Origin of the sequence: Noviherbaspirillum galbum (assembly GCF_010974945.1) — a bacterium.
GTDB lineage: Bacteria > Pseudomonadota > Gammaproteobacteria > Burkholderiales > Burkholderiaceae_D > Noviherbaspirillum > Noviherbaspirillum galbum.
This window is the reverse complement of record NZ_JAAIVB010000038.1, coordinates 16,915-38,650: the sequence shown is the minus strand read 5'-3', so window position 1 is coordinate 38,650 and position 21,736 is coordinate 16,915. Positions and strand designations below refer to the sequence as shown.

General features: G+C 61.7%; 24 protein-coding genes. 11 read left to right on the top strand and 13 right to left on the bottom strand.

The window, feature by feature from the left end; translation table 11 throughout:
• Positions 1 to 165 precede the first annotated feature (165 nt).
• On the bottom strand, positions 166 to 435 hold the full coding sequence (gene rpsO, locus G3574_RS12175; RefSeq protein ID WP_136418149.1) for a 30S ribosomal protein S15: 270 nt from the start codon (positions 433 to 435) through the stop codon (positions 166 to 168).
• A gap of 184 nt (positions 436 to 619) precedes the next feature.
• Between rpsO and bamE the strand changes: the two genes are divergently transcribed.
• Positions 620 to 1,135, top strand: coding sequence for an outer membrane protein assembly factor BamE domain-containing protein (bamE, locus tag G3574_RS12170; RefSeq protein WP_163963461.1), 516 nt, complete (start codon positions 620 to 622; stop codon positions 1,133 to 1,135).
• 95 nt (positions 1,136 to 1,230) lie between these two features.
• Complete coding sequence (locus tag G3574_RS12165; protein ID WP_163963459.1) at positions 1,231 to 1,701, top strand: Hsp20/alpha crystallin family protein; 471 nt, start codon at positions 1,231 to 1,233, stop codon at positions 1,699 to 1,701.
• A 133-nt stretch (positions 1,702 to 1,834) separates the two neighbouring features.
• On the opposite strand, the gene G3574_RS12160 is transcribed toward G3574_RS12165, so the two are convergent.
• The 8 genes from G3574_RS12160 to G3574_RS12130 form a co-directional block, all read right to left on the bottom strand.
• Positions 1,835 to 3,373: a 2-isopropylmalate synthase gene (locus tag G3574_RS12160; RefSeq protein WP_163963457.1), complete on the bottom strand. Its 1,539-nt coding sequence runs from the start codon at positions 3,371 to 3,373 to the stop codon at positions 1,835 to 1,837.
• A 319-nt stretch (positions 3,374 to 3,692) separates the two neighbouring features.
• Positions 3,693 to 4,199: a peptidoglycan-binding protein LysM gene (gene lysM / locus G3574_RS12155; protein ID WP_163963455.1), complete on the bottom strand. Its 507-nt coding sequence runs from the start codon at positions 4,197 to 4,199 to the stop codon at positions 3,693 to 3,695.
• Between the two features lie 108 nt (positions 4,200 to 4,307).
• Complete coding sequence (pssA, locus tag G3574_RS12150) at positions 4,308 to 5,189, bottom strand: CDP-diacylglycerol--serine O-phosphatidyltransferase (RefSeq protein ID WP_163963453.1); 882 nt, start codon at positions 5,187 to 5,189, stop codon at positions 4,308 to 4,310.
• Between the two features lie 28 nt (positions 5,190 to 5,217).
• Positions 5,218 to 5,349, bottom strand: a complete 132-nt coding sequence (locus G3574_RS28690) for a hypothetical protein (RefSeq protein WP_268958882.1) — start codon at positions 5,347 to 5,349, stop codon at positions 5,218 to 5,220.
• Positions 5,350 to 5,457: 108 nt separating this feature from the next.
• Entirely contained in the window at positions 5,458 to 6,213 is a 756-nt protein-coding gene (locus G3574_RS12145) for an SIMPL domain-containing protein (RefSeq protein WP_163963548.1), read from the bottom strand.
• 118 nt (positions 6,214 to 6,331) lie between these two features.
• A complete protein-coding gene (gene ilvC, locus G3574_RS12140; protein WP_163963451.1) occupies positions 6,332 to 7,348 on the bottom strand; it encodes a ketol-acid reductoisomerase in 1,017 nt (338 codons plus the stop codon).
• 83 nt (positions 7,349 to 7,431) lie between these two features.
• Positions 7,432 to 7,923, bottom strand: a complete 492-nt coding sequence (gene ilvN, locus G3574_RS12135; protein ID WP_163963449.1) for an acetolactate synthase small subunit — start codon at positions 7,921 to 7,923, stop codon at positions 7,432 to 7,434.
• On the bottom strand, positions 7,923 to 9,647 hold the full coding sequence (locus G3574_RS12130) for an acetolactate synthase 3 catalytic subunit (RefSeq protein ID WP_163963447.1): 1,725 nt from the start codon (positions 9,645 to 9,647) through the stop codon (positions 7,923 to 7,925). The genes ilvN and G3574_RS12130 overlap by 1 nt, the downstream gene beginning before the upstream one ends.
• A gap of 548 nt (positions 9,648 to 10,195) precedes the next feature.
• Between G3574_RS12130 and G3574_RS12125 the strand changes: the two genes are divergently transcribed.
• Genes G3574_RS12125 through G3574_RS12110 form a run of 4 tightly spaced genes read left to right on the top strand, consistent with a single transcriptional unit; the run spans position 10,196 to position 12,359 of the window.
• The gene (locus G3574_RS12125) at positions 10,196 to 10,765 is read left to right on the top strand and encodes an RNA polymerase sigma factor (protein ID WP_163963445.1); all 570 of its coding nucleotides are present in this window, start codon (positions 10,196 to 10,198) and stop codon (positions 10,763 to 10,765) included.
• Positions 10,762 to 11,166 (top strand): DUF3619 family protein, encoded by a 405-nt coding sequence (locus G3574_RS12120; protein ID WP_163963444.1) that lies wholly within the window; start codon positions 10,762 to 10,764, stop codon positions 11,164 to 11,166. Before G3574_RS12125 ends, G3574_RS12120 begins: the two co-directional genes overlap by 4 nt.
• A gap of 1 nt (position 11,167) precedes the next feature.
• On the top strand, positions 11,168 to 11,854 hold the full coding sequence (locus G3574_RS12115; protein ID WP_163963442.1) for a DUF3106 domain-containing protein: 687 nt from the start codon (positions 11,168 to 11,170) through the stop codon (positions 11,852 to 11,854).
• A 10-nt stretch (positions 11,855 to 11,864) separates the two neighbouring features.
• On the top strand, positions 11,865 to 12,359 hold the full coding sequence (locus G3574_RS12110) for an RDD family protein (protein WP_268958881.1): 495 nt from the start codon (positions 11,865 to 11,867) through the stop codon (positions 12,357 to 12,359).
• A gap of 26 nt (positions 12,360 to 12,385) precedes the next feature.
• Here the strand turns inward: G3574_RS12110 and G3574_RS12105 are convergent, their stop codons facing one another.
• Entirely contained in the window at positions 12,386 to 13,090 is a 705-nt protein-coding gene (locus G3574_RS12105) for an FFLEELY motif protein (protein ID WP_163963440.1), read from the bottom strand.
• Positions 13,091 to 13,240: 150 nt separating this feature from the next.
• Here G3574_RS12105 and G3574_RS12100 point away from each other — a divergent pair, with 150 nt between their 5' ends.
• The 3 genes from G3574_RS12100 to G3574_RS12090 are packed head-to-tail and all read left to right on the top strand — an operon-like array spanning position 13,241 to position 16,431.
• On the top strand, positions 13,241 to 13,771 hold the full coding sequence (locus tag G3574_RS12100; protein ID WP_163963438.1) for a twin-arginine translocation signal domain-containing protein: 531 nt from the start codon (positions 13,241 to 13,243) through the stop codon (positions 13,769 to 13,771).
• Positions 13,772 to 13,788: 17 nt separating this feature from the next.
• Positions 13,789 to 15,438: a GMC family oxidoreductase gene (locus tag G3574_RS12095; RefSeq protein ID WP_163963436.1), complete on the top strand. Its 1,650-nt coding sequence runs from the start codon at positions 13,789 to 13,791 to the stop codon at positions 15,436 to 15,438.
• 24 nt (positions 15,439 to 15,462) lie between these two features.
• Positions 15,463 to 16,431, top strand: a complete 969-nt coding sequence (locus tag G3574_RS12090) for an esterase/lipase family protein (protein WP_163963433.1) — start codon at positions 15,463 to 15,465, stop codon at positions 16,429 to 16,431.
• Here G3574_RS12090 and corA read toward each other — a convergent pair.
• Together corA and G3574_RS12080 are read right to left on the bottom strand one after the other, a co-directional pair.
• Positions 16,428 to 17,393, bottom strand: a complete 966-nt coding sequence (corA, locus tag G3574_RS12085) for a magnesium/cobalt transporter CorA (protein WP_163963431.1) — start codon at positions 17,391 to 17,393, stop codon at positions 16,428 to 16,430. The two genes, G3574_RS12090 and corA, sit on opposite strands and share 4 nt — an antisense overlap.
• Before the next feature lie 71 nt (positions 17,394 to 17,464).
• The gene (locus G3574_RS12080) at positions 17,465 to 18,124 is read right to left on the bottom strand and encodes a VOC family protein (protein ID WP_163963429.1); all 660 of its coding nucleotides are present in this window, start codon (positions 18,122 to 18,124) and stop codon (positions 17,465 to 17,467) included.
• Between the two features lie 107 nt (positions 18,125 to 18,231).
• Between G3574_RS12080 and G3574_RS12075 the strand changes: the two genes are divergently transcribed.
• Positions 18,232 to 18,714, top strand: a complete 483-nt coding sequence (locus G3574_RS12075; RefSeq protein WP_163963427.1) for a fasciclin domain-containing protein — start codon at positions 18,232 to 18,234, stop codon at positions 18,712 to 18,714.
• 47 nt (positions 18,715 to 18,761) lie between these two features.
• Here the strand turns inward: G3574_RS12075 and G3574_RS12070 are convergent, their stop codons facing one another.
• On the bottom strand, positions 18,762 to 20,750 hold the full coding sequence (locus tag G3574_RS12070) for an SDR family oxidoreductase (protein ID WP_163963425.1): 1,989 nt from the start codon (positions 20,748 to 20,750) through the stop codon (positions 18,762 to 18,764).
• A gap of 328 nt (positions 20,751 to 21,078) precedes the next feature.
• On the opposite strand from G3574_RS12070, the gene G3574_RS12065 reads away from it, so the two are divergent.
• The gene (locus G3574_RS12065) at positions 21,079 to 21,663 is read left to right on the top strand and encodes a phasin family protein (RefSeq protein WP_163963423.1); all 585 of its coding nucleotides are present in this window, start codon (positions 21,079 to 21,081) and stop codon (positions 21,661 to 21,663) included.
• Positions 21,664 to 21,736 lie beyond the last annotated feature (73 nt).

The window sequence follows — 21,736 nt, the reverse complement described above, 5'->3', positions numbered from 1 at the left end:
GCGCTGTCGTTCACCTCACCACGGTGCCGGCAACCTCGCGGGGCCGGATCTTGCTTGCTGCATGCACTGCTGACAAACCGCAGAATGACAAAATGCCCGCGTCAGATACTGACGCAGGCATTTCTTCAGGAATGAACCGGATGGCGCAACGCGCTGACTTCTGGCTTACTTGCGCAGACCGAGCTTTTCGATCAGTGCACGATAGCGGTTGGCGTCCTTGTCCTTCAGGTAGGACAGCAGGCGCTTGCGGCGGTTAACCATCATGATCAGGCCGCGGCGGGAGTGGTGGTCCTTGGCGTGTGCCTTGAAGTGGTTGTTGAGTTCGTTGATGCGGGCGGTCAGGAGAGCGACCTGGACTTCGGGAGACCCGGTATCGTTGGTGCCGCGGGCGTTGTCCGCGATGATGGCGGCCTTGTTGATGTTTTCGACTGACATGAATTTACCTTTCACATGCGATGGAAGGAGTCGCTTTGCCGTTTCCCCGGACCGGCAACCCCAAACATCGTGAATTAATCACAATGGAACTTGGCCAAATTGACCAAGTCGGGCAGTATAACGGAATTAGCCTGATGATTCAAACACTTGGCTGCATTATTGCGAGCGCCATGGAGAAGACGAGATGAAACGCTGGATCCCCGCCACAATTGCTTTCCTGTGCGCAACTTTGACTGCTTGCGCGACGATGTTCCCTCCGGACGTCGCCGTCGGCGAATCCGAATCCAGCGTGATCGCCAAGCGCGGCGAACCCACCCATCGTTACCAGGACGGCAACCAGCGCCTGCTCGAGTACGCCACCGGCCCCTGGGGCCAGAAGACCTGGATGGCGCGCATCGGACCGGACGGCAAGGTGGTCTCCTTCGAACAGGTGCTGACCAGCCAGAAGTTCGGCACGCTGCAGGTCGGCACCGCCACCAAGGATGACGTGCTGCGTACCGTCGGCGCGCCCAGCGAAACTTCCTATCTCAACCTGAGCGATCTCGAAGTCTGGACCTACCCCTACAAGGAGAGCAACGTCTGGAATTCGCTCATGCACATCCACTTCGACAAATCCGGCGTGGTGCGCAAACTGATGAACGGCCCCGACCCGCGCTTCGATCCTGACCTGCGGGTTCCGATGGGAATGCCGCGGCGCTGATGAATTGCATGGACTCTTGAAATCATTGGCGGGGGCTTTATATACGACTCAAGCAGGGCATGAGGCCCTCCCCGAAACGAACACAGGAGTCTCGAATGAATCTCGTCGTGCGCCGTCCTTATCCGCAACTGTTTGCCTTCCGTCGTCCCGCTCCTGCCTTCGATGCGCGTTTCGAGCGACTGATGGAGAACGTGCTGAATGATCTCTTCTCGCCGGCGTCGCGTCCCGCCAGTGCGCAGACCGTTTCGCCGCGCATCAATGTCGTGGAAACCGACAAGGCCTTTGAACTGCAAGCCGAACTGCCTGGCGTGAAGAAGGAAGACGTCGCCATCAACGTACAGGATCGGCGCCTGACCATCGAAGCAGAGGTGAAGCGCACCGAGGAAAAGAAGGAAGGCGAGAACCTCGTCTATGCCGAGCGTGCATCGCGCAAGTTCGCCCGCAGCTTCGCGCTTCCCGCCGAGGTGGATGAATCTGCCGCCGAAGCCAGGCTGGAGAATGGCGTGCTGACGCTGACGCTGCCCAAGAAGGCGCCGGTCCAGGCGAAGCAGATCGCGATTCAGTAATGATTCAGTGATAGCTGGCACCGGTATCCGGCGCCAGGAAGCGGATTGAAAAAACGGGATCCACGGCCGTGCCGGGATCCCGTTTTTATTTGCCCCGCCGGACGCATGCGCATCCTTGGGGCTGCAAGGCTGATCAAAGCTGCGGGTTGAGCCGTTCGAGCTTGGAATGCAGCTTGTTGAGCGCGGACAGGTAGGCCTTCGCGGATGCCACCACGATGTCGGGGTCGGCCCCGACGCCATTTACGATGCGGCCGGCCTTGGACAGGCGCATCGTCACTTCGCCCTGCGATTGCGTGCCATTGGTGATCGCATTCACGGAGAAGAGAATCAGTTCCGAGCCGCTTTGGGTCTGCGATTCGATGGCGTTGACCGTGGCATCCACGGGACCGTTGCCCTCGCCCTGGCAAGCGTGTTCCTTGCCATCGATGGAAAACACCACCTTGGCGCGCGGCCGTTCGCCGGTCTCGGACTGCTGGGACAGCGACACGAAGCGATAGAACTCGTTTTCGTGGGAATGCTGCTCGTCGGACACCACGGCGATGATGTCTTCATCGAAGATTTCCGCCTTGCGGTCGGCGAGTTCCTTGAAGCGCGCGAACGCGGCATTGACTTCCGCCTCCGACTCGAGCTCGATGCCGAGTTCCTCGAGCCGCTGCTTGAAGGCGTTGCGGCCGGAAAGCTTGCCGAGCACGATCTTGTTGGCGGTCCAGCCCACGTCTTCGGCGCGCATGATTTCATAGGTGTCGCGCGCCTTGAGCACGCCATCCTGGTGGATGCCCGAGGCATGCGCGAAGGCATTCGCGCCGACCACGGCCTTGTTCGGCTGCACCGCGAAGCCGGTGATCTGGGACACCAGCTTGGAAGCCGGCACGATCTGGGACGTGTCGATGCCGAGTTCGAGGTCGAAGTAATCCTTGCGGGTGCGCACGGCCATGACGATTTCCTCGAGTGCCGTATTGCCCGCCCGCTCGCCGAGGCCGTTGATGGTGCACTCCACCTGGCGCGCGCCGCCGATCATCACGCCGGCCAGCGAGTTGGCCACCGCCATGCCGAGGTCGTTGTGGCAATGCACGGACCAGACCGCCTTGTCCGAGTTAGGAATACGCTCGCGCAGGGTCTTGATCATGTTGCCGTACATTTCCGGCACGCCGTAGCCGACGGTATCGGCGAAATTGATGGTGCGGGCGCCTTCGCTGATCACGGCCTCGATCACGCGGCACAGGAAATCCATGTCGGAGCGGCTGCCGTCTTCCGGGCTGAATTCCACGTCGTCGGTGAACTGGCGCGCGAAGCGCACCGCCAGCTTCGCCTGCTCGAACACCTGGTCGGGTGTCATCCGCAGCTTCTTTTCCATGTGCAGCGGCGAGGTGGCGATGAAGGTATGGATGCGCTTGCGCTGGGCCGATTCCAGCGCCTCGGCGGCACGCGCGATGTCGCGGTCGTTGGCGCGCGACAGCGAGCACACCGTCGAGTCCTTGATCACGCCGGCGATCGCCTTGATGGATTCGAAGTCACCCGGCGATGCGGCCGCGAAGCCGGCTTCGATCACGTCGACACGCAGGCGCTCCAGCTGCTTGGCGATGCGGATCTTTTCATCCTTGGTCATCGATGCGCCCGGGGATTGCTCGCCATCTCGCAAGGTGGTGTCGAAGATAATCAATTTGTCGGCCATGCTGGACTCCTGGTGGATGTGTGGATTCGGATCGGAACGGTTTTTCGCCACCCCTTGCCGCCTGGGCATGAGTGACTGAATTCTCAAATTGTGGGGAATGGAGTTAGCGCGCGTTAGCGTGCTAGCAGACGCACTAGCAGGAATAGCGGCAGCAGCCCGGCCAGTGCGGCGGGGCTGCGATTGGATGCGGAAATGTGGATTTCGCGGAACATGCGGAGGACTATAAGCGCAAACGTGAAAAAGCGCAACCGACCGATTGACAAGGGCCGGCGCGCGTGCTCAGGTCCCGGTGCGCCGCGGGGGACGCGGCGCGGTGTGCTCAATGCAGCTTGGGAATGCGCAATTTCTGTCCCGGATAGATCTTGTCGGGATTGGTCAGCATCGGCTTGTTGGCCTCGAAGATCGCGCTGTACTTGTTCGCATCGCCATACACCTCGCGGGAAATCTTGGACAGGTTGTCGCCCGCCTTGACCTCATACCACTGCGATTCCGGCTCGCCCGACTGGGCAACGGTAAGCTGGTCGTTGACGCTCGCCACGCCCTGCACGTTGCCGCAGCAGAGCACCATCTTTTCGCGCGTGGGCTGGTCGGGCACCTGGCCGCTGATCGTCACCGACGCGGCCTCGTGGTCGAACTTCACCGTGATGCCGTTGTTGCTCATGCCCTGCATGGAGATGTAGTCGAGGATCGCCCTTTCCATCTCCTGTTCGCGGCTGCGGACTTCGGAATCGCTGGGTTGGATATCTTGTTCTTCGGCATTGCGGCGCGCCTGCCCCGGGTGCAGGAGCTTCTCGCCGGCGTCTTTCAGGAAGGAAATGAGACTCACGCTGGACTCCTTTGCATGTCAAAACCGGTTTGATCCGGAAAGGAATCCATCTGTTCGCCCTGTCTTGCCCAAGCGGCATGACACAGGACAAACCGTTTTCTTCTTTGCCTATTCCTTGGCTTCGGGCGGGTCGTTTTCGGTGGTCTGCACGATGCTTACCGGCCTGCCCTTCGCCAGCCGCCAGAAGTAGATCACGTAACCCGACAAGCCATAGAGCACGAACATGCCGAACAGCACTTTTGGCGGATCGCTGGAAATCAGCACGAAGATCAGCACGATCACGAAGACCGCGATGAAGGGCACCGACTTCTTGAAGTTGATTTCCTTGAAGCTGTAGAAGGGCACGTTGGTGACCATGGTCAGGCCGGCATACAAGGTGATGGTCCAGGCATACCAGCTCAACTCGGGGCCGGTGAATCGCAGGTCGTCCATCAGCCAGACGAAGCCGGTAACGAGGGCGGCGGAAGCCGGGCTCGGCAAGCCCTGGAAATAACGCTTGTCGACCACCCCGATGTTCGTATTGAAGCGGGCAAGCCGCAAGGCCGCGCCGGCACAGTACACGAAGGCAGCCAGCCAGCCCAGCTTGCCCATGCCGCGCAGCGACCATTCGTAGACGATGAGCGCGGGCGCCGCGCCGAAGGACAGCATGTCGGACAGGCTGTCATACTGCGCGCCGAACTCGCTCTGGGTATTGGTCAGGCGCGCCACCCGTCCATCGACGCTGTCGAGGACCATGGCGGCGAAAATGGCCACCGAGGCGTAATCAAATTTCAGGTTCATCGCCATCACGATGGCGAAGAAACCGCAGAATAGATTGGCGGTGGTGAAAGCGTTGGGCAGCAGGTAGATGCCTCGCCGCCGCGGCGCTGCCGCGGCAACACCCTGCTCTCCCGGGGGAAGCTGCGCCTGCTGCATCCGCTTGTTGATGCGGCCAACCTTGGGAAACATTCCCGCCTTGCGGGGCGCCTTACGGCGATTGAAACTGGCCATGCCGGGTCCGTGTCTGGTCAATGCCGCGTTACAGTTCGGCGGGGATGGTGGGGATGGCGGATGCCCCGCCGGCCGCCGCCAAGGCCGGAGCCGGGGCAACGGCGGCGCCGGAAAACGCTCGCGTTTCCGGAGCGACGACGGGTTGGGGAATCGTGTTCAAGTTTGCTCCATCGATATGGAAATGCCAAAGCGTGGCTATTCTAGACGAGAGGCAATCAAATGTAACCCCCGGCTTCGCCAGCTATCCACGGCCGGCCGGTTTCCCTTATCAGCGAAAGCGTACCTTGCCGACCACCCGGCTCACGAGGGTTGTTTCGCCGGGTTCGAAACTCGGTTCTTCGACATTGGCCGGCGCGGCGGCGGCGCGCATGGCCTTGGGCATGGTGGCCTCCATCGGAGCGTAGTTTCCCGAGGCTTCGAAGTCCACGGTGTCGAGCATGGCGTCTGCGGGATTCCTGCCCATGGCACGGGCAACGGCCCCGATACGTTCCATGAGATTGCGGTAGGCCGCCGCGATGCGCTGTTCCTCCAGCGCTTTCGCGGTTTTCTCGGCCAGGCCGAAATGCAGTCCGCTCAAGGCCAGGATGCGCTGTGCGGCGGCGACGGTGCGCGGCAGGTTGTCCAGGTTCGAGGTCTTGACTTCGAGAGACTGGCCGACGCGCCAGCCGACGATCTGCCGGTTGCGGTTCGACTGCGGACGGGGTTGCCCCTCGTCGCCATAGACCGGGTAGGTGAAGTAGCCGCGGGTCTGCAGTACGGCGGTGGGGTCCTCCTTCCTGATCGTCTCCATGCCCTGCTTCATTTTCTGGTTGACGCGGGAGGCCGCGAGCGCCCTGTCCTTGTCCTGCTCTTCGACCGTCAGGGTCGCAATTGCCTCGTCATTGGCCTGCTTCACTTCGCCAACCGCGGAGACGATCACCACGGTGCCGCTGGTCTGCACGGCGGCGGCGCCGGATTGCGCCTGGGCAGACGCGGGAAGTTGCGTGGCGACGGCGGCAAGCAGGCATGCGACTATCCATTTCATCATTCTTCTTCTCCTTGTGTGACCTTGCGAAGCGCATCCGTATTGTACCGAGCCCCGCAATGAAAAATGCCCTGCCGTCTCGCAACGGCAGGGCATCGGGCACGGACTGGAGCGGCAATCAGTTCTTGGACTGGTCGACCAGCTTGTTCTTCTTAATCCAGGGCATCATGGCGCGCAGCTTCTCGCCTACCTGCTCGATCTGGTGCTCGGCGGTGATGCGGCGGCGCGAGGTCAGGGTCGGTGCGCCTGCGCGGTTTTCCAGGATGAAGCTCTTGGCGTATTCGCCGGTCTGGATGTCCTTCAGGCACTGGCGCATCGCGTTCTTGGTGTCTTCGGTCACGACGCGCGGGCCGGTAACGTACTCGCCATACTCCGCGTTGTTGGAGATCGAGTAGTTCATGTTGGCGATGCCGCCTTCATAGATCAGGTCGACGATCAGCTTGAGTTCGTGCAGGCACTCGAAGTAGGCCATCTCGGGCGCGTAGCCGGCTTCCACCAGCGTTTCGAAACCAGCCTTGATCAGTTCGACGGTACCGCCGCACAGCACGGCCTGCTCGCCGAAGAGGTCGGTCTCGGTTTCTTCGCGGAAGTTGGTTTCGATGATGCCGGCACGGCCGCCGCCGTTTGCCATCGCGTAGGACAGGGCGATATCACGGGCGCTGCCGGACTTGTCCTGGTACACGGCGACCAGGTGGGGCACGCCGCCGCCCTGGCTGTAGGTGTTGCGCACGGTGTGGCCGGGAGCCTTCGGCGCGACCATGATGACGTCGAGGTCTGCGCGCGGCACGACTTGGCCGTAATGCACGTTGAAGCCGTGGGCGAATGCCAGCACGGCGCCCTGCTTGGCATGGGGAGCGACGTTCTCGTTGTAGACCTGGGCGATGTTCTCGTCCGGCAGCAGGATCATGATGACGTCGGCTGCGGCCACGGCTTCATTGACTTCCGCGACCTTCAGGCCGGCGTTCTTTGCCTTTTCCCACGAGGCGCCGCCCTTGCGCAGGCCGACGGTCACGTTCACGCCGGAATCATTCAGGTTCTGGGCGTGGGCGTGGCCCTGGGAGCCGTAGCCGATGATGGTGACGGTCTTGCCTTTGATGAGGGACAGGTCGCAGTCTTTATCGTAGAAAACTTTCATGAATCTTCCTAAGAGGTAAATTGTGTTATGGGTCGCTTAAGGCGGTGATGCTTGGCGGTGATGCGAATGCTGTTCCGGCGGGCTTACACCTTGAGGATGCGCTCGCCGCGGCCGATGCCGGAGCCGCCGGTGCGCACGGTTTCCAGGATGGCGGCACGGTCGATCGATTCGATGAAGGCGTCGAGCTTCGATTTGTTGCCGGTCAGTTCGATGGTGTAAGTCTTTTCGGTGACATCGATGATGCGGCCGCGGAAAATGTCGGCGGTGCGCTTCATTTCCTCGCGCTCCTTGCCGACGGCGCGGACCTTGATCAGCATGAGTTCACGCTCGATGTGCGAACCTTCGGTCAGGTCGACCACCTTCACGACCTCGATCAGGCGGTTGAGGTGCTTGGTGATCTGCTCGATCACGTCGTCCGAGCCGCTGGTGACGATGGTCATGCGCGAGAGCGTCGCATCCTCGGTCGGCGCCACCGTCAGGGTTTCGATGTTGTAGCCGCGCGCGGAGAACAGCCCCACCACGCGCGAAAGCGCGCCCGCTTCGTTTTCAAGCAATACGGAAATGATGTGACGCATTACAGATCCTCCGAACCCAACAGCATTTCAGTCAGGCCCTTGCCGGCCTTCACCATCGGCCAAACGTTTTCGGTCTGGTCGGTAATGAAATTCATGAATACCAAGCGGTCCTTCATGGCAAAGGCGTCCTTGAGCGAGCCTTCCACGTCGGCCGGATTGTCGATCGTCATGCCGACATGGCCGAAGGCTTCGGCGAGCTTCATGAAGTCAGGCAGGGAATCCATGTAGGACTCGGAATAACGCGAACCGTAGTCAATCTGTTGCCACTGGCGAACCATGCCGAGGAATCGGTTGTTCAGCAGGATGATCTTCGGGGTCAGGTGATACTGCTTGCAGGTGGCGAGTTCCTGGATGCACATCTGTATCGAGGCTTCGCCGGTGATGCAGGCCACCGTCGATCCAGGATTGGCCATCTGCACGCCCATGGCGTACGGCAGGCCGACGCCCATCGTGCCCAGGCCGCCGGAATTGATCCAGCGCCGCGGCTTGTCGAAGCCGTAATACTGCGCCGCCCACATCTGGTGCTGGCCCACGTCCGAAGTGATGAAGGCATCGCCGCCGGTAACTTCCCAGACTTTCTGGACCACGGCCTGCGGCTTGATGACTTCCTTCGAATCGGTGAATTTCAGGCACTCGCGGCCGCGCCATTCGTTGATCTGGCGCCACCAAGAGGCCAGCGCCTGCTGGTTCGGCTTGCCGGCGCTGCCGTCGGCAGCATCGAGCTGGGACAGCAATTCGACCAGCACGTCCTTGACGTTGCCGACGATGGGAATGTCCACCTTGACGCGCTTGGAAATCGACGACGGGTCGATGTCGATGTGGATGATCTTGCGCGGGTGGGTGGCGAAGTGCTTCGGGTTGCCGATCACGCGGTCGTCGAAGCGCGCGCCGATGGCGATCAGCACGTCGCAGTGCTGCATGGCCATGTTGGCTTCGTAGGTGCCGTGCATGCCGGGCATGCCCACGAACTTGTCGCTGGTGGAACGATATCCGCCCAGGCCCATCAAGGTGTTCGTGCAGGGAAAGCCGAGCTTGTCGACCAGCTTGTTCAGTTCCGGTGCCGCATTGGCAAGGATCACGCCGCCGCCGGTGTAGATCATCGGGCGCTCGGCCGACAGGAGCAACGCCACCGCCTTGCGGATCTGGCCGGCATGGCCTTTGTCCACCGGCTTGTACGAACGCATGTCGAGCTCCTTCGGGTAGGCGAAGGCGCACTTGTGCATCGAGATGTCTTTGGGAATATCGACCAGCACCGGGCCGGGACGGCCCGTGGTGGCGATGAAGAAAGCCTTCTTCATCGTCTCGGCGAGGTCCTTGACGTCCTTGACGAGGAAGTTGTGCTTGACGCACGGCCGGGTGATGCCGACGGTGTCGCATTCCTGGAATGCATCCTGGCCGATCGCGTGGGAGGGCACCTGGCCGGAGATCACCACCATCGGAATCGAATCCATGTAAGCGGTGGCCAGGCCGGTCACCGCATTGGTGACGCCGGGGCCGGAGGTCACGATGGCGACGCCTACCTTGTTCGAACTGCGGGAATAGGCATCCGCGGCGTGGATCGCCGCCTGCTCGTGGCGTACCAGGATATGCTGGAATTTGTCTTGGTTGAAGATGGCGTCGTAGATGTACAGCACCGCGCCGCCGGGATAGCCGAACACGTGTTCGACGCCTTCCTCGGCCAGGCAGCGCACGACGATTTCTGCGCCCGTGATTTCTGAAGTCATGCTTCGTTCCTTTCAAGGTCCATAGGAGATTGATCGGATGCTCTCTCCTGGCGAAATCGGCAGGAACATCGGGGCGGAGGGTTTCCCTTTTTTGTGCGGTGACGCCGGTTCGTCGCGCACCCGTAGATGCGTTTCAAAGCGGCGCTGAGCGCGACTCGTTCAACCCAGGTACCCGAAGGCCCTTGCGAATTTCTCACGCTTGTGGCGTGGGTTAGAGCAAACAGCTTTAAAACCTGAACAGGTTTTTTTGTAAAGCGCGTCTGATCGGAGAAGCGGCATCATGCGCCGCGCGATGAGACAGTCCTTCAGGATGCGAAGGACTGCATAAGTTAATGCGTCGCACCATTTTGGTCAAGCTAAATTCGGCGCCAGCCGGTTTGAAACCCTTGAAAATCAAGCAGTTTCCACTCGAAATCGGGACAAACATCCCCATTTTTGCTAGGATTGCGCACTGTTTGGAAACACTACCCGAAAGCATCAACCATCTTCACCCGTTCAAATCCCCTCATTTCCCCTCCGACCGTCCGTGACTGAATCCGCCGCAACCCATGGCAACTGACAAAGAACTTTCCGATTTCCTGGAAAACGTGGAACGTCGGGCCTTCAAGCAGGCGGTCTATGCCGTCCGGCGGGACGAAGCCGCGCTCGACATCGTGCAGGACGCGATGATCAAGCTGGCCGAGAAGTATGCGGACAAGCCGGCGGCGGAACTGCCCCTCCTGTTCCAGCGCATCCTGCAGAACACCATCCACGACTTCTTCCGTCGCGAAAAGGTGCGCAATACCTGGGTCAGCCTGTTCTCCGGACTGGCCGGCAACGACGAGGACGGCGACGGCTTTGACATATTGGAAACCTTCGAGGCGGAAGAAGGCACGCAAGCGGCAGAATCGAGCGCGGACAAGGTCGAACGGGAACAGGTTCTGGCAATCATAGAAGAAGAGGTTCAAAAGCTCCCGACGCGTCAACGGGAAGCGTTCCTGATGCGTTACTGGCAGGACATGGACGTCGCCGAAACGGCCGCAGCGATGGGGTGTTCGGAAGGCAGCGTAAAGACGCACTGCTCACGCGCCACCCACACTCTCGCTCAGGCACTGCGTGCCAAGGGAATCACCTTATGAACACCAGAGAACTCAACTTCGCCTACAAAGTGCGCCATGCACTGAATGAATCCGCAGAGAATCTGCCCACCGCCACAGTGGACCGCTTGGCTGCCGCCCGCAAGGCGGCTTTGTCGCGCCGGAAAAAAGAATCCCCTTTGCGTGCCCTGATTCCCCAGCGCGCCCTTGCGGGCGAAGCCGGAAGCTTCCTCGAAGCGCCCTTGACCTGGCTCAGCAAGATGGGCCTTGCACTTCCCCTCGTGGTCGTCGCGCTCGGCATTGCGGGCATCTACCAGTTCGAGCAGCAGCGCCGCATCAACGACCTGGCTGAAATCGACACGGCGGTTCTGTCGGACGACCTGCCCCTTTCCGCTTACGTTGACCATGGCTTCAATGCCTTCCTGGCGAATCGAGGCGAGTAACATGACTGCAATCCTTGCAGCCAACGCCGCCCGCCGTCCGCGGGCGGCGTTCATTTTGGGGGCGTCGCTGCTCGTCTTCGGCTTGTCCGGCGGCGCGTTGCTCATGGCGCAAACCAATTCACCTCCCGCGACGGCTGCACCGGCCATTACTGCAACGCCTCCTGCCCAGCATGCCCGGCCCGGGCAGCCCCTCGCCCATCCTCTCTGGTCCGAACTGAATCCCATACAGCAACAGGCGCTCGCTCCCCTCGCCGGCGAATGGGATCAGCTTGACTCGTTCAGGAAAAACAAGTGGCTGGCCATCGGCAATAAATACCATTCCATGAAACCCGACGAGCAGGCGCGGATGCAGGAGCGCATGCGTGACTGGGTACGTCTGACTCCCGAGCAGCGCAAGATCGCCCGGGAGAGCTACGTGAGGGCGAAAAAGCTCGACTCGAACCAGAAGACCGAGCAGTGGCAGCAATATCAGCAATTGCCCGAAGAGCAAAAGAAACGTCTTGCGGAAAACGCGGCGGCGCGCAAGAAGGTCGCGACGTTGCCATCCGCTCACTCGCAGGCAAAAACTGGTACGCCGGTGCCACCCATCAAGTCGGCCCCCAAGCCGGTGATCGAACAGTCGGTGACGCCGCAGGCAACGACGCAGGCGCCGCTGCAAACCCAGGACGCTGCGTCCGCGAACAAATAATCCGATTGTCTTGAATCAACCCGTCTCTTCCTTGCCGACGCCATCCCTGAAGCGTCGCCTCGCAAGCATGGTCTACGAGGCGATGCTGATGTTCGGCGTCGTCTTCATTTCCGGCTGGCTGTTTTCGACCTTGCTGCAGCAGCGCCACGCGCTGTATCTGCGCCACGTCATGCAGTACTGGCTGTTCCTGGTCATCGGTCTGTATTTCGTCTGGTTCTGGACCCATGGCGGACAGACACTCGCCATGAAGACCTGGCGCATTCGCCTCATCACCGAGAACGGCGGCAGCTTGCCATGGCAGCGCGCCCTCGCCCGTTATCTGCTCTCGTGGCTCTGGATACTCCCGGGTTTCTTCGTGGCCTGGCTGGCCGGCGCGAAAGGCTGGCTGCTGGTACTGATTCCCGCAATCAACATTGTTCTCTGGGCGATGACGGCCTACCTCGATCCGAAGCGGCAATTCCTGCACGACCGCCTGTTGCGCACACAGGTCGTCAGCATCAAGTAAACACCCCCATCAGTCCGACCAAACAATCACTCCATGCCAAGGTCTGCCGGGCTCGCACCGCCCGCGCAGATTTTTTCGAGAAGACGCCGTTCGCGCTGCACGATCGTGTCGACGAAGCCGGCCGGATCTCGCATGCCCTTGAAAGCCTTCCAGCCCCGCTCCAGGAATAGATGCAGTTCGGCCAGGTTGGCCATCTTCGCCGGCCGGCGCATCATCCCGAGCAGCGTGCCGATCATGGGTACGCGAATCAATTGGCATAGTGCCGTGCCCAGCTTCTCGATGTAGTCGATCTGCTGAACGCGATCCGCATGGCTCGTGACGTTCAGGTAGGCACGAAGATAATCCTCACCGGAAAAATTGGCGCCCAAGGCGGCAGCCATGTCGCCATCGAGACGCTCCGACAAGGCATCGAGGGCGATGGCTTCCGCGATGGTTTCCAGCGCGGCCGGCGGAAGCAGGCGCTCCATCGTCGGCACGATGCGTTCCAGATTGGCATCCCGTTGCGACATGTCGACCGGACCATACAGGTCATCGAGGAAAAACCGCGCGGCATCATGGGTGGCGGGCGACGCAAGCAGGTCGGCATGGGTGCGTGTCATGCGCTCGACCTGAAAGCGCTTGAGCGCATGACGCGCTTCCTGCAGCGCAGGATCGGCAGCCGAGCGCTGGCGTTCGACCATGACGTTCCTCAAGTCGCCGCGAAGGCGTTCCACCAGGACGGATTTATCCATGTTCTTGCATCGATTCTCATGACGGTACGGTATTGTCACCCGAAGAATCTTGACCATGCAGGCCATCCTCTAGAGCCCAGCCTCTAGGCTGGCGCGCGCCATGGGGAAAGCCATGGGTTACACTCGAACAAACACTTCCGAGATCGAGACATGGCAGCTACCGCGGCGCTTCCCATTTCCAGACGGTCATTTCTCAAGACGGGCCTGATCGGGGCGCTTGCCTTGGCGACGGCTGGCGGCGTACACCGCATGAGCAGGCCCGTGCCCATGCCCACGCCGTTCGTGCTCGATCCCGCCGGCCGCGATGCCTTGTCGGCGATCATTCCCGCCATTCTCGGCGACGCGATTCAGCGCACGCCAGCCGACATCAGGGCCGCCACGGAACGCACGCTGGGCGCAATCGCCGGCTTGCCGCTCGCCACGCAAAAGGAAATCCAGGACCTGTTCGCATTGCTCACCCTTGCCCCATCCAGGCGCTTCCTCGCCGGACTGGGCGATGACTGGTCCGAAGCGAAGCCGGAGGACGTCGCCGCCTTCCTCCAGCGCTGGCGCACCCACCGTCTCGGCCTCTTCCAGTCGGCCTATCATGCCCTGCATGATCTCGTTGCCGGCGCGTGGTATGCGGATGAATCCACCTGGGCCTCGATTGGCTATCCGGGTCCGCTGAAAGAACTCAGTTAGTACAGGACAAGGCGCTCATGGACAAGCAGACGCAACGCATCGTTCCCGACCCGATCAAGGCCGGCCTGGCATCGGGCTGGCGGGTCACGGATGCTTCCACGCTGACGGACAAGCTGGCGCTCGATGCCGATGTCGCCATCATCGGCACCGGCGCCGGGGGCGGCGTGACCGCCGAGATCCTGGCGCTTGCCGGACTGCGGGTCCTGCTCATCGAAGAAGGGCCGCTGAAATCGTCCAGCGACTTCAAGATGCGGGAAGCGCAAGCCTATCCGGCGCTCTACCAGGAATCGGCGGCACGAAAGACCCGGGACAAGGCAATCAACATCCTTCAGGGCCGCAGCGTCGGCGGCTCGACAACGGTCAACTGGACCTCGAGCTTCCGCACGCCGCGCACCACCCTCGCGTACTGGCAGCAGCATTACGGCCTGAAGGAGCTCGACGCCGATGCGATGGCGCCATGGTTCACGATGATGGAGCAGCGCCTTAACATCGGCGTCTGGCTCACGCCGCCCAACGAGAACAACGATCTGCTCCGCCGCGGTGCCGCCAAGCTTGGCATTCCCGCCGCGGCCATCCTGCGCAATGTGAAAGGCTGCTGGAACCTGGGTTACTGCGGCATGGGTTGCCCTACCAATGCCAAGCAGTCGATGCTGGTCACCACCATACCCTCGGCGCTCTCACACGGCGCCCAACTGCTCACGCGGGCACGGGCCGACCGTTTCACCTTCAAGGGCGACCAGGCGGAAAGCCTGCAATGCCTGGCCATGGATGCGAGCGGACTGGCGACCACCGGCCAGACGATCACCGTCCGCGCCAAACATTTCGTCGTTGCCGGTGGCGCCATCAACTCCCCTGCCCTGCTGATGCGCTCCAAGGCGCCCGATCCGCACAACCTGCTTGGCAAGCGCACCTTCCTGCATCCGACGGTCGTGTCTTCCGGCGTATTCGATCAGAAGGTCGAGGGATATGCTGGTGCTCCGCAAACCATCTATTCCGACCACTTCCTGGAAACCCAGGCCATCGACGGGCCGATCGGCTACAAGCTGGAAGCACCGCCCCTTCATCCGCTCCTCTTTTCATCGACGATGAACGGCTTCGGCGCGCAGCACGCGGCAATGATGCGGGAATTTCCGCACGCGCATGCATTGCTTGCGCTGCTGCGTGACGGCTTCCACGATCAATCGCAAGGCGGCACCGTGCAGTTGCGCGACGATGGTTATCCGGTACTCGATTACCCGCTCACCGATTTCATCTGGGATGGTGCCCGACGCGCCCTGCTCTCCATGGCCGAGATTCAGTTCGCCGCGGGCGCGAAGCGCGTTTATCCCGTGCATGAAATGGCAGAGGGCTATGGCAGCTGGCCCGCTGCCCGCGCGGCGATCGAAGCCCTGCCATACAAGCCGCTCCTGACGCGCGTGGTATCCGCGCATGTCATGGGAGGCTGCGCGATGTCCGATGACGAAAAGCTGGGTGTGGTGTCCTCGACCGGCCGATACCATGGCCTGCGCAATGTATCGGTCCACGATGGGTCCCTCTTTCCGACCTCGATCGGCGCCAACCCTCAGCTGTCGATCTATGGCCTCACCGCACGGCTGGCGAGCGGACTGTCGACGTCACTGACCGGGAAGCCTGCGCCAAGCCTGTCGGGCTCGGCGGCCACGGCCTGACACGGGGCAGACGAGGCAATCGCCATGGTGGTCCGCATCGCCCGGCTTCTCCTGCTGCTCCAGCTTGGCGCGGCACTGTTGATCGCGGCCGCTTTCATGCACGGCACGATGCTTTCGGCGGGATGGGCGTTGCTGGCCGGCCTCGCCTGCGTCGCGCTGTTCCGGCTCGCGATCACCGCCAACAACTTCTTCCTTGCCTGGCGCTTCCGCAGCGCGACGCCGAAGGAATTCGAGCTCGATGCTTGGCAGGCCCTGCGCATGTTCCTTCGGGAGTATGCGGCGACGATGACCGCTTCTTCCTTGACCATGCCTTTCATGCCGTTCTCGCTACGCAAGGTCGGCAAGGGCGGCACCGATGGCAGGGATCGCCTGCCCGTCCTGCTGGTCCACGGATACGGCTGCAACAGCGGCTACTGGCACGGCATGAGCAAGGCTTTGACGCGCGCAGGCATCACCCACCTCGCGGTCAACCTCGAGCCGGTCGGCGGCAGCATCGACGAATACGCGGACATCATCGACGATGGCGCGGCATTGCTAAGCAAGACCTGCAGCAGCGAGCAAGTCATCATCGTCGCGCACAGCATGGGCGGCCTCGCGGCACGCGCCTACATGCGCAAGCATGGAACCGCGCGGCTGGCCAAGGTCATCACCCTCGGCACGCCGCATCATGGCACCGCGCTGGCCATGTTCGGCCTGGGATTGAACACCCAGGAGATGTTGTGGAAGGAAAACGAACAGGAAGGCCTGGCAAGCGAATGGCTGCGCCATCTAGCCGCGCGAGAAGACACGGCTGCGCGGCGCCTCGTCGTGTCGCTGTACTCGCATCACGACAACATCATCGCCCCGCAAACCTCATCCGTGCTGGAAGGCGCGGCAAACATCGCTTTCGGTGGCATCGGCCACGTCGCGCTGGCCGGTCACCCGGCGATCCAGTCGCGGGTGATCCAGGAAATCAGCGCCACCCAGGCTCGCGCCAGCCGAACCGAAAACTAAAGCCAGCCAGCCTTGCGGAAGCGGTGATGCATGTAGCCGCACACCACGGCAATGATGGCGAGCGCCGCGGGATACCCGTATTTCCATTTCAGCTCCGGCATCTCCTGGAAGTTCATGCCCCAGATGCCGCAGAACGCGGTGGCCACGGCAAAGATCGCGGCCCAGGCGGCAAGACGCTTGTTCACCTCGCCCTCTTCGATCGCCACCATCGATAGGTTGACCTGGATGGCGGTGCCGATCGTGTCACGGATGCCGTCGATCGAAGTATTGATCCGGATGAGATGGTCATACACGTCGCGGAAGTATTCCTGCGTGCTGGCGCAGATGCGAGGTACGCGGCCGCCATACAACTTTGTCGATGCCTCCATCAGCGGCGCGACCGCGTGCTTGAGGACCATCACCTTGCGCTTGAGTTCGTACAGTCGCTGGATGTTGGCCCGCGCCGAGCCTTGCGTGAAGATCTGTTCCTCGACGGTTTCCAGTTCGGTCTCCAGGATCTCCAGCACGGGGAAATAACGATCCACAACCGCGTCCATCAGGGCGTAGAAGACGAAGGCCGAGCCCTGCCTCAGCATCTGCGGCTCGCGCTCGCAGCGGGCGCGCACGCCGAGAAAATCCTGCTGGTTCCGGTTGCGCATGGAAAGCACATAGCTTTCCTCGACAAAGATGTCGAGCTCCCCCACCACCAGCTCTCCATCCCGGAACTCGACCATGTGCAACACCGCGAACAGGGAGTCGCCGTATTCCTCGATCTTGGGGCGCTGCTGCCCGTGGTGCGCGTCCTCCACCGCGAGTTCGTGCAGGTTGAATTCTGCCTGCATCAGATCGAGTTCCTCCGGCGTGGGATCCTTCAGCGCGACCCAGACAAAGCAGTCCTCCCTGGCGATGAAGTCGGAAATGCGTTCCACCGGCACGTCGCAGAGGCGCTTGCCGTCCTGGTAGGCTACACAATTGATCAGCATGCCTTGCCCTCACATTTATCTTTACTGGCCGTCCGCCCGACGGATCGATCGAACCAAGCGAACCAAGCGAACTAAGCGTCCATCCCAAGCTTCTTCAAGCCGGATGGCGTGATGATACTTGCCTCGAATCTCGGCCCGCCCGCCGCCTCATGCAGCGTCATCTTGTCATCGGACAGGTTGAGCATGCGCCAGGCGCGCCCGACGCTGTCGGCGGCAGGATGAAACACCTCGAACCGCGCGAGGCGGCATCCCGAGTCCGGAAGCGTCGAGCTCGGATGAACGTCGCGCGGCCACTGGATGATGGCGGGCAAGGCACCTTCCATGTTCAAGCCGCCATGCCCGGGGATGGTGATCAGCCATTCCAGCGCGCCGCGCTGCATGGAATGCACCTTGCCCAGCGCCGGCACACGGGCCGCGCAATCGGCGATGTCATTCGTGTTGGCAACGAAGGTCGCGAGGCGCGGTCCTTCGGCCATCGCCTGACGGCCTTCCGGGGAATCCATGCCGAACCACCTCGGCATGTCGGGCCGCGCGCCGGCCGGATCGATTGCAATCACCTCCAGATAACACTCTGGTCCGAGCGAGAGCAGGCGGTTGTGCGTACCCATGCGGCCATGCTGTCCGCCGGGTCCAGGCGCCACGCCGAGCTTTTCTTCGCACCATGCCGCGCCCTGCTCAAGGGAAGCGGCAATGATCACGAGATGGTCGAGCCTGCAGGAAGTCGTCGCCATGGTCATTTCCTTTCATCAAGGCAGCCGGCCAGGAACTTTTCCGGGAACGCGCCGCCTGAACTGCGAACGTCTTGCAATCCATCTTTCCATCATACAAGGAGTCCGTCATGACTTCGCGACTTGCAGCAACGATCGGTGTTCTGGCAAGCCTTGGCACAGGCCTGTCGACGGCAACGAACGCCGGTGCGGCGGACATCGTCGATACCGCATCGGCCACCTCCACCTTCAAGACCTTCCTTGCCGCGGCAAAGACGGCCGGCCTGACCGACACCTTGAAGTCAGGCGGCCCATATACGGTGTTCGTGCCGGCAAATTCTGCCTTCGACAAGCTCCCCGTCGATACCCGGGAAGCCTTGATGCACGACAAGGCCAAGCTGGCACAGATCATCGCCTACCATGTCATCCCGGGCAAGGTACTGGTGTCCGACGTCAAGCCCGGAAAAGTGAAAACCATGGAGGGCGACCCGGTCGTGCTCAAGTCCGACAATGGCAAGATCACCCTGAACGACGAGGCAAACATCACGCAGAGCGACATCCAGGCGGACAATGGCGTGATCCACGAAATCGACACCGTCATCATGCCCAAATGAAAAACGGGACCCGCCAGGGTCCCGTTCATTGCCGCGGTGCACCCCGCTCAGAAATGCACGCCGCGCAGGAGCTGTTGCAGGGCCATCTGGTCGGCAGACATCTGCATGGCCTTCTTCTCTCCTGTAGTGCGCGCCGCATCGGAGTCGGGGAACATGCGGAAGCTGGTATTCATCACGATCTGCGCCACGCGGGGCATCAGCGCATGCATGACCTCGCCAAGGATGCCGAGGCGCGTCGCGATGCGCACCGGCTTGTAGACGATGGCCTGGGCGATGAGATCGGCCGCATCGTCCGGCGACAGCGTCGGCACGTTCTGGTAGATCTTGGTGGGCGCGATCATGGGCGTACGCACCAGCGGCATGTTGATGGTCGTAAACTTGATGTTCAGGTCCGCGAATTCCGAAGCGGCACACCGCGTCCATGCGTCGAGCGCCGCCTTGGAAGCGACATACGCGGAGAAGCGCGGCGCATTGGTGAGCACGCCGATCGACGAGATGTTGATCACCTGCCCGCCGCGACGCTCGGACATCTTGGGCAGCAGGCCCATGGTGAGCCGCAGGGCGCCGAAGTAATTCAGCTGCATGGTACGCTCGAAGTCATGGAAGCGGTCGTAGCTGGACTCGATGCCGCGCCGGATGGACCGGCCCGCATTGTTGACCAGCACATCCACGCCGCCGTGGTTTTGAATGAGCAGCTCGACGAAGCGGTCGCAGTCGGCCATGTCGGCGACGTCGACCGCATAGGTGATGACATCGTGTCCGCGCTCCTTGATCTCCTTTTTCGCTTCTGCCAGCTTGTCTTCATCGCGGCCGCAGATGATGGTGACGGCGCCGGCTTCCGCGATCTTGTGGGCGGCCGCGAGGCCGATGCCGGAGGAGCCGCCGGTGATCAGCACCACCTTGCCGGCGACCTGGCCGCGCAGGGTCCGGTCGATGAAGAGATCGGGATCGAGGTTGCGTTCCCAGTAATCCCAGATCTTGGGCGCGTAGTCCTCCAGCCGCGGGCAGCTGATGCCGCTTCCCTTGAGCGCAGAAGCCGTGTCCCGGTTATCGAAGCGCGTCGGGTAATTGACGAATTGCATCATGTCATCCGGCAACCCGAGGTCCTTCATGATGGCATGGCGCACGCGGCGGACCGGGGTCAGCGCCATCATGCCTTTCTTTACCGATTTCGGTATGAAGCCGAGCAGGGCCGCATTGATACGCAGGCTCATCGTGGGCGCGTGGGCCGCGCGCGCGAAGGTATTGAGCACATCGCCCACGCGCATCGGTTCGGGGTCGGTCAGGTGGAAGCACTTGCCGTCCAGCTTCGGGAGGTGGGCTATGTAGTCCATGGCATCGACCACGTAGTCGACCGGCACGATGTTGATGCGCCCGCCTTCCAGCCCGACGGTCGGCATCCAGGGAGGAAGCAGCTGGCGGATGCGCTGGATCAGCTTGAAGAAGTAGTAGGGACCATCGATCTTGTCCATTTCCCCGGTGCGGGAGTCGCCGACCACCATGCCCGGCCGGTACACGCGGAAGGTGCCCTTGCATTCCTTGCGCACCACCTTTTCGGATTCATGCTTGCTGGCGAAATACGGATGATCGAGGTTTTCCGCTTCGTCGAACATGTCTTCCCGGAATATCCCTTCGAACAGGCCGGCCGCGGCGATCGAACTGACGTGGTGGAAGCAGCCCGCGCCGATCGCATTGGCGAACGCCACAGTATTACGGGTACCTTCGATGTTGACTTCCATCTGCGACTCGGCATCCGCCTTCAGGTCGTAGATGGCCGCCAGGTGAAAGAAGTGATCAACGTGCTTGGAAAGCGCCTTGGTGTCTTCCTTGCTCACGCCCAGCTTGGGGCTGCGCAGATCGCCGTAGATCGGGATCGCGCGGTTCCTGGTCGCCCCCCAGTACTCGAGCAAGCCAGCAACCTTGTCCTTGCTTTCTTCCCGCATGAGGAAATATACGACGCTGCCCTTGCGGGACAGGAGCTTCTTGACCAGCCGCTTGCCGATGAAACCGGTCGCCCCAGTAACGAAATACTGCATGCTTTCTCCCTGATTAGACATCCTGTTATGACCCATGACGGAAACGGCTCGGAGCGGCAGGGCGGTGCATGATCGCGCGCACGGCCGGAGGGCTCGGTAATCAACTTGTGTCCCGCATGGCAATCATTGCAGGACATGACTTGATTGGCAAGCGCTGCCGGCGGCGCAACCGGCCGTCCGGGCTGGATTAGAACGCTTGCTCTATGGCTTTAGAATGCCGTCTCTAGCGAAGATGCCTAAACTGCATTCATCAAAAAGCGCGCCATGTTCGCTGGCGCTTCGATCGAATCAACAGCATCACCTCACTGTTACCTCACTGGAGAACACCATGGTCAAGAAATTGAAAGCCCTGTCGAAGTCCGATGACAAGCAGCTCGCCGATGCCGTGCGCGCATCCGCCCAGCAGATCTGGCAAGCCGGGCTCGGCGCCTTCGCCAAGGCGCAGGAAGAAGGCGGCCGCGTCTTCGCCAAGCTGGTCAAGGAAGGCACCGACCTGCAGAAGCGCACCCAGCAACTCGCCGGAGGCAAGGTGTCCGACGTCACCGGCACCGTCAGCCGGGTCGCCGACAGCGTGAGCAAGCAGGCCGCCGGTTCCTGGGACAAGCTGGAGCAGGTCTTCGAAGACCGCGTTTCCCGCTCCCTCAAGAGCCTCGGCGTACCGACCCAGAAAGACATCCAAGCCCTCACCAAACGCGTCGAGGACCTGAGCAAGGCGGTCGCCGGCCTAAACGGCAAGAAGGCTCCGGCCAAGGCGGTGAAGACGGCAAAGGCTGCCAAGCCCGCAGCCAAGGCAAGCACGGCGAAGAAGGCCGCTTCCCGTCCCGCAGCGCCGAAGAAGACCACGGTGAAGAAGACCACCGTGAAGAAGACGGCGGCCAAGAAGGCGGCAACGACTGCCGCAACGGCAGAGTAAGATTTCGCGACCGAAGGCGGACGACGTCCGCCGGCCGCATCTTGACGCCACCCTGCCTGTGCAACCCACAGGC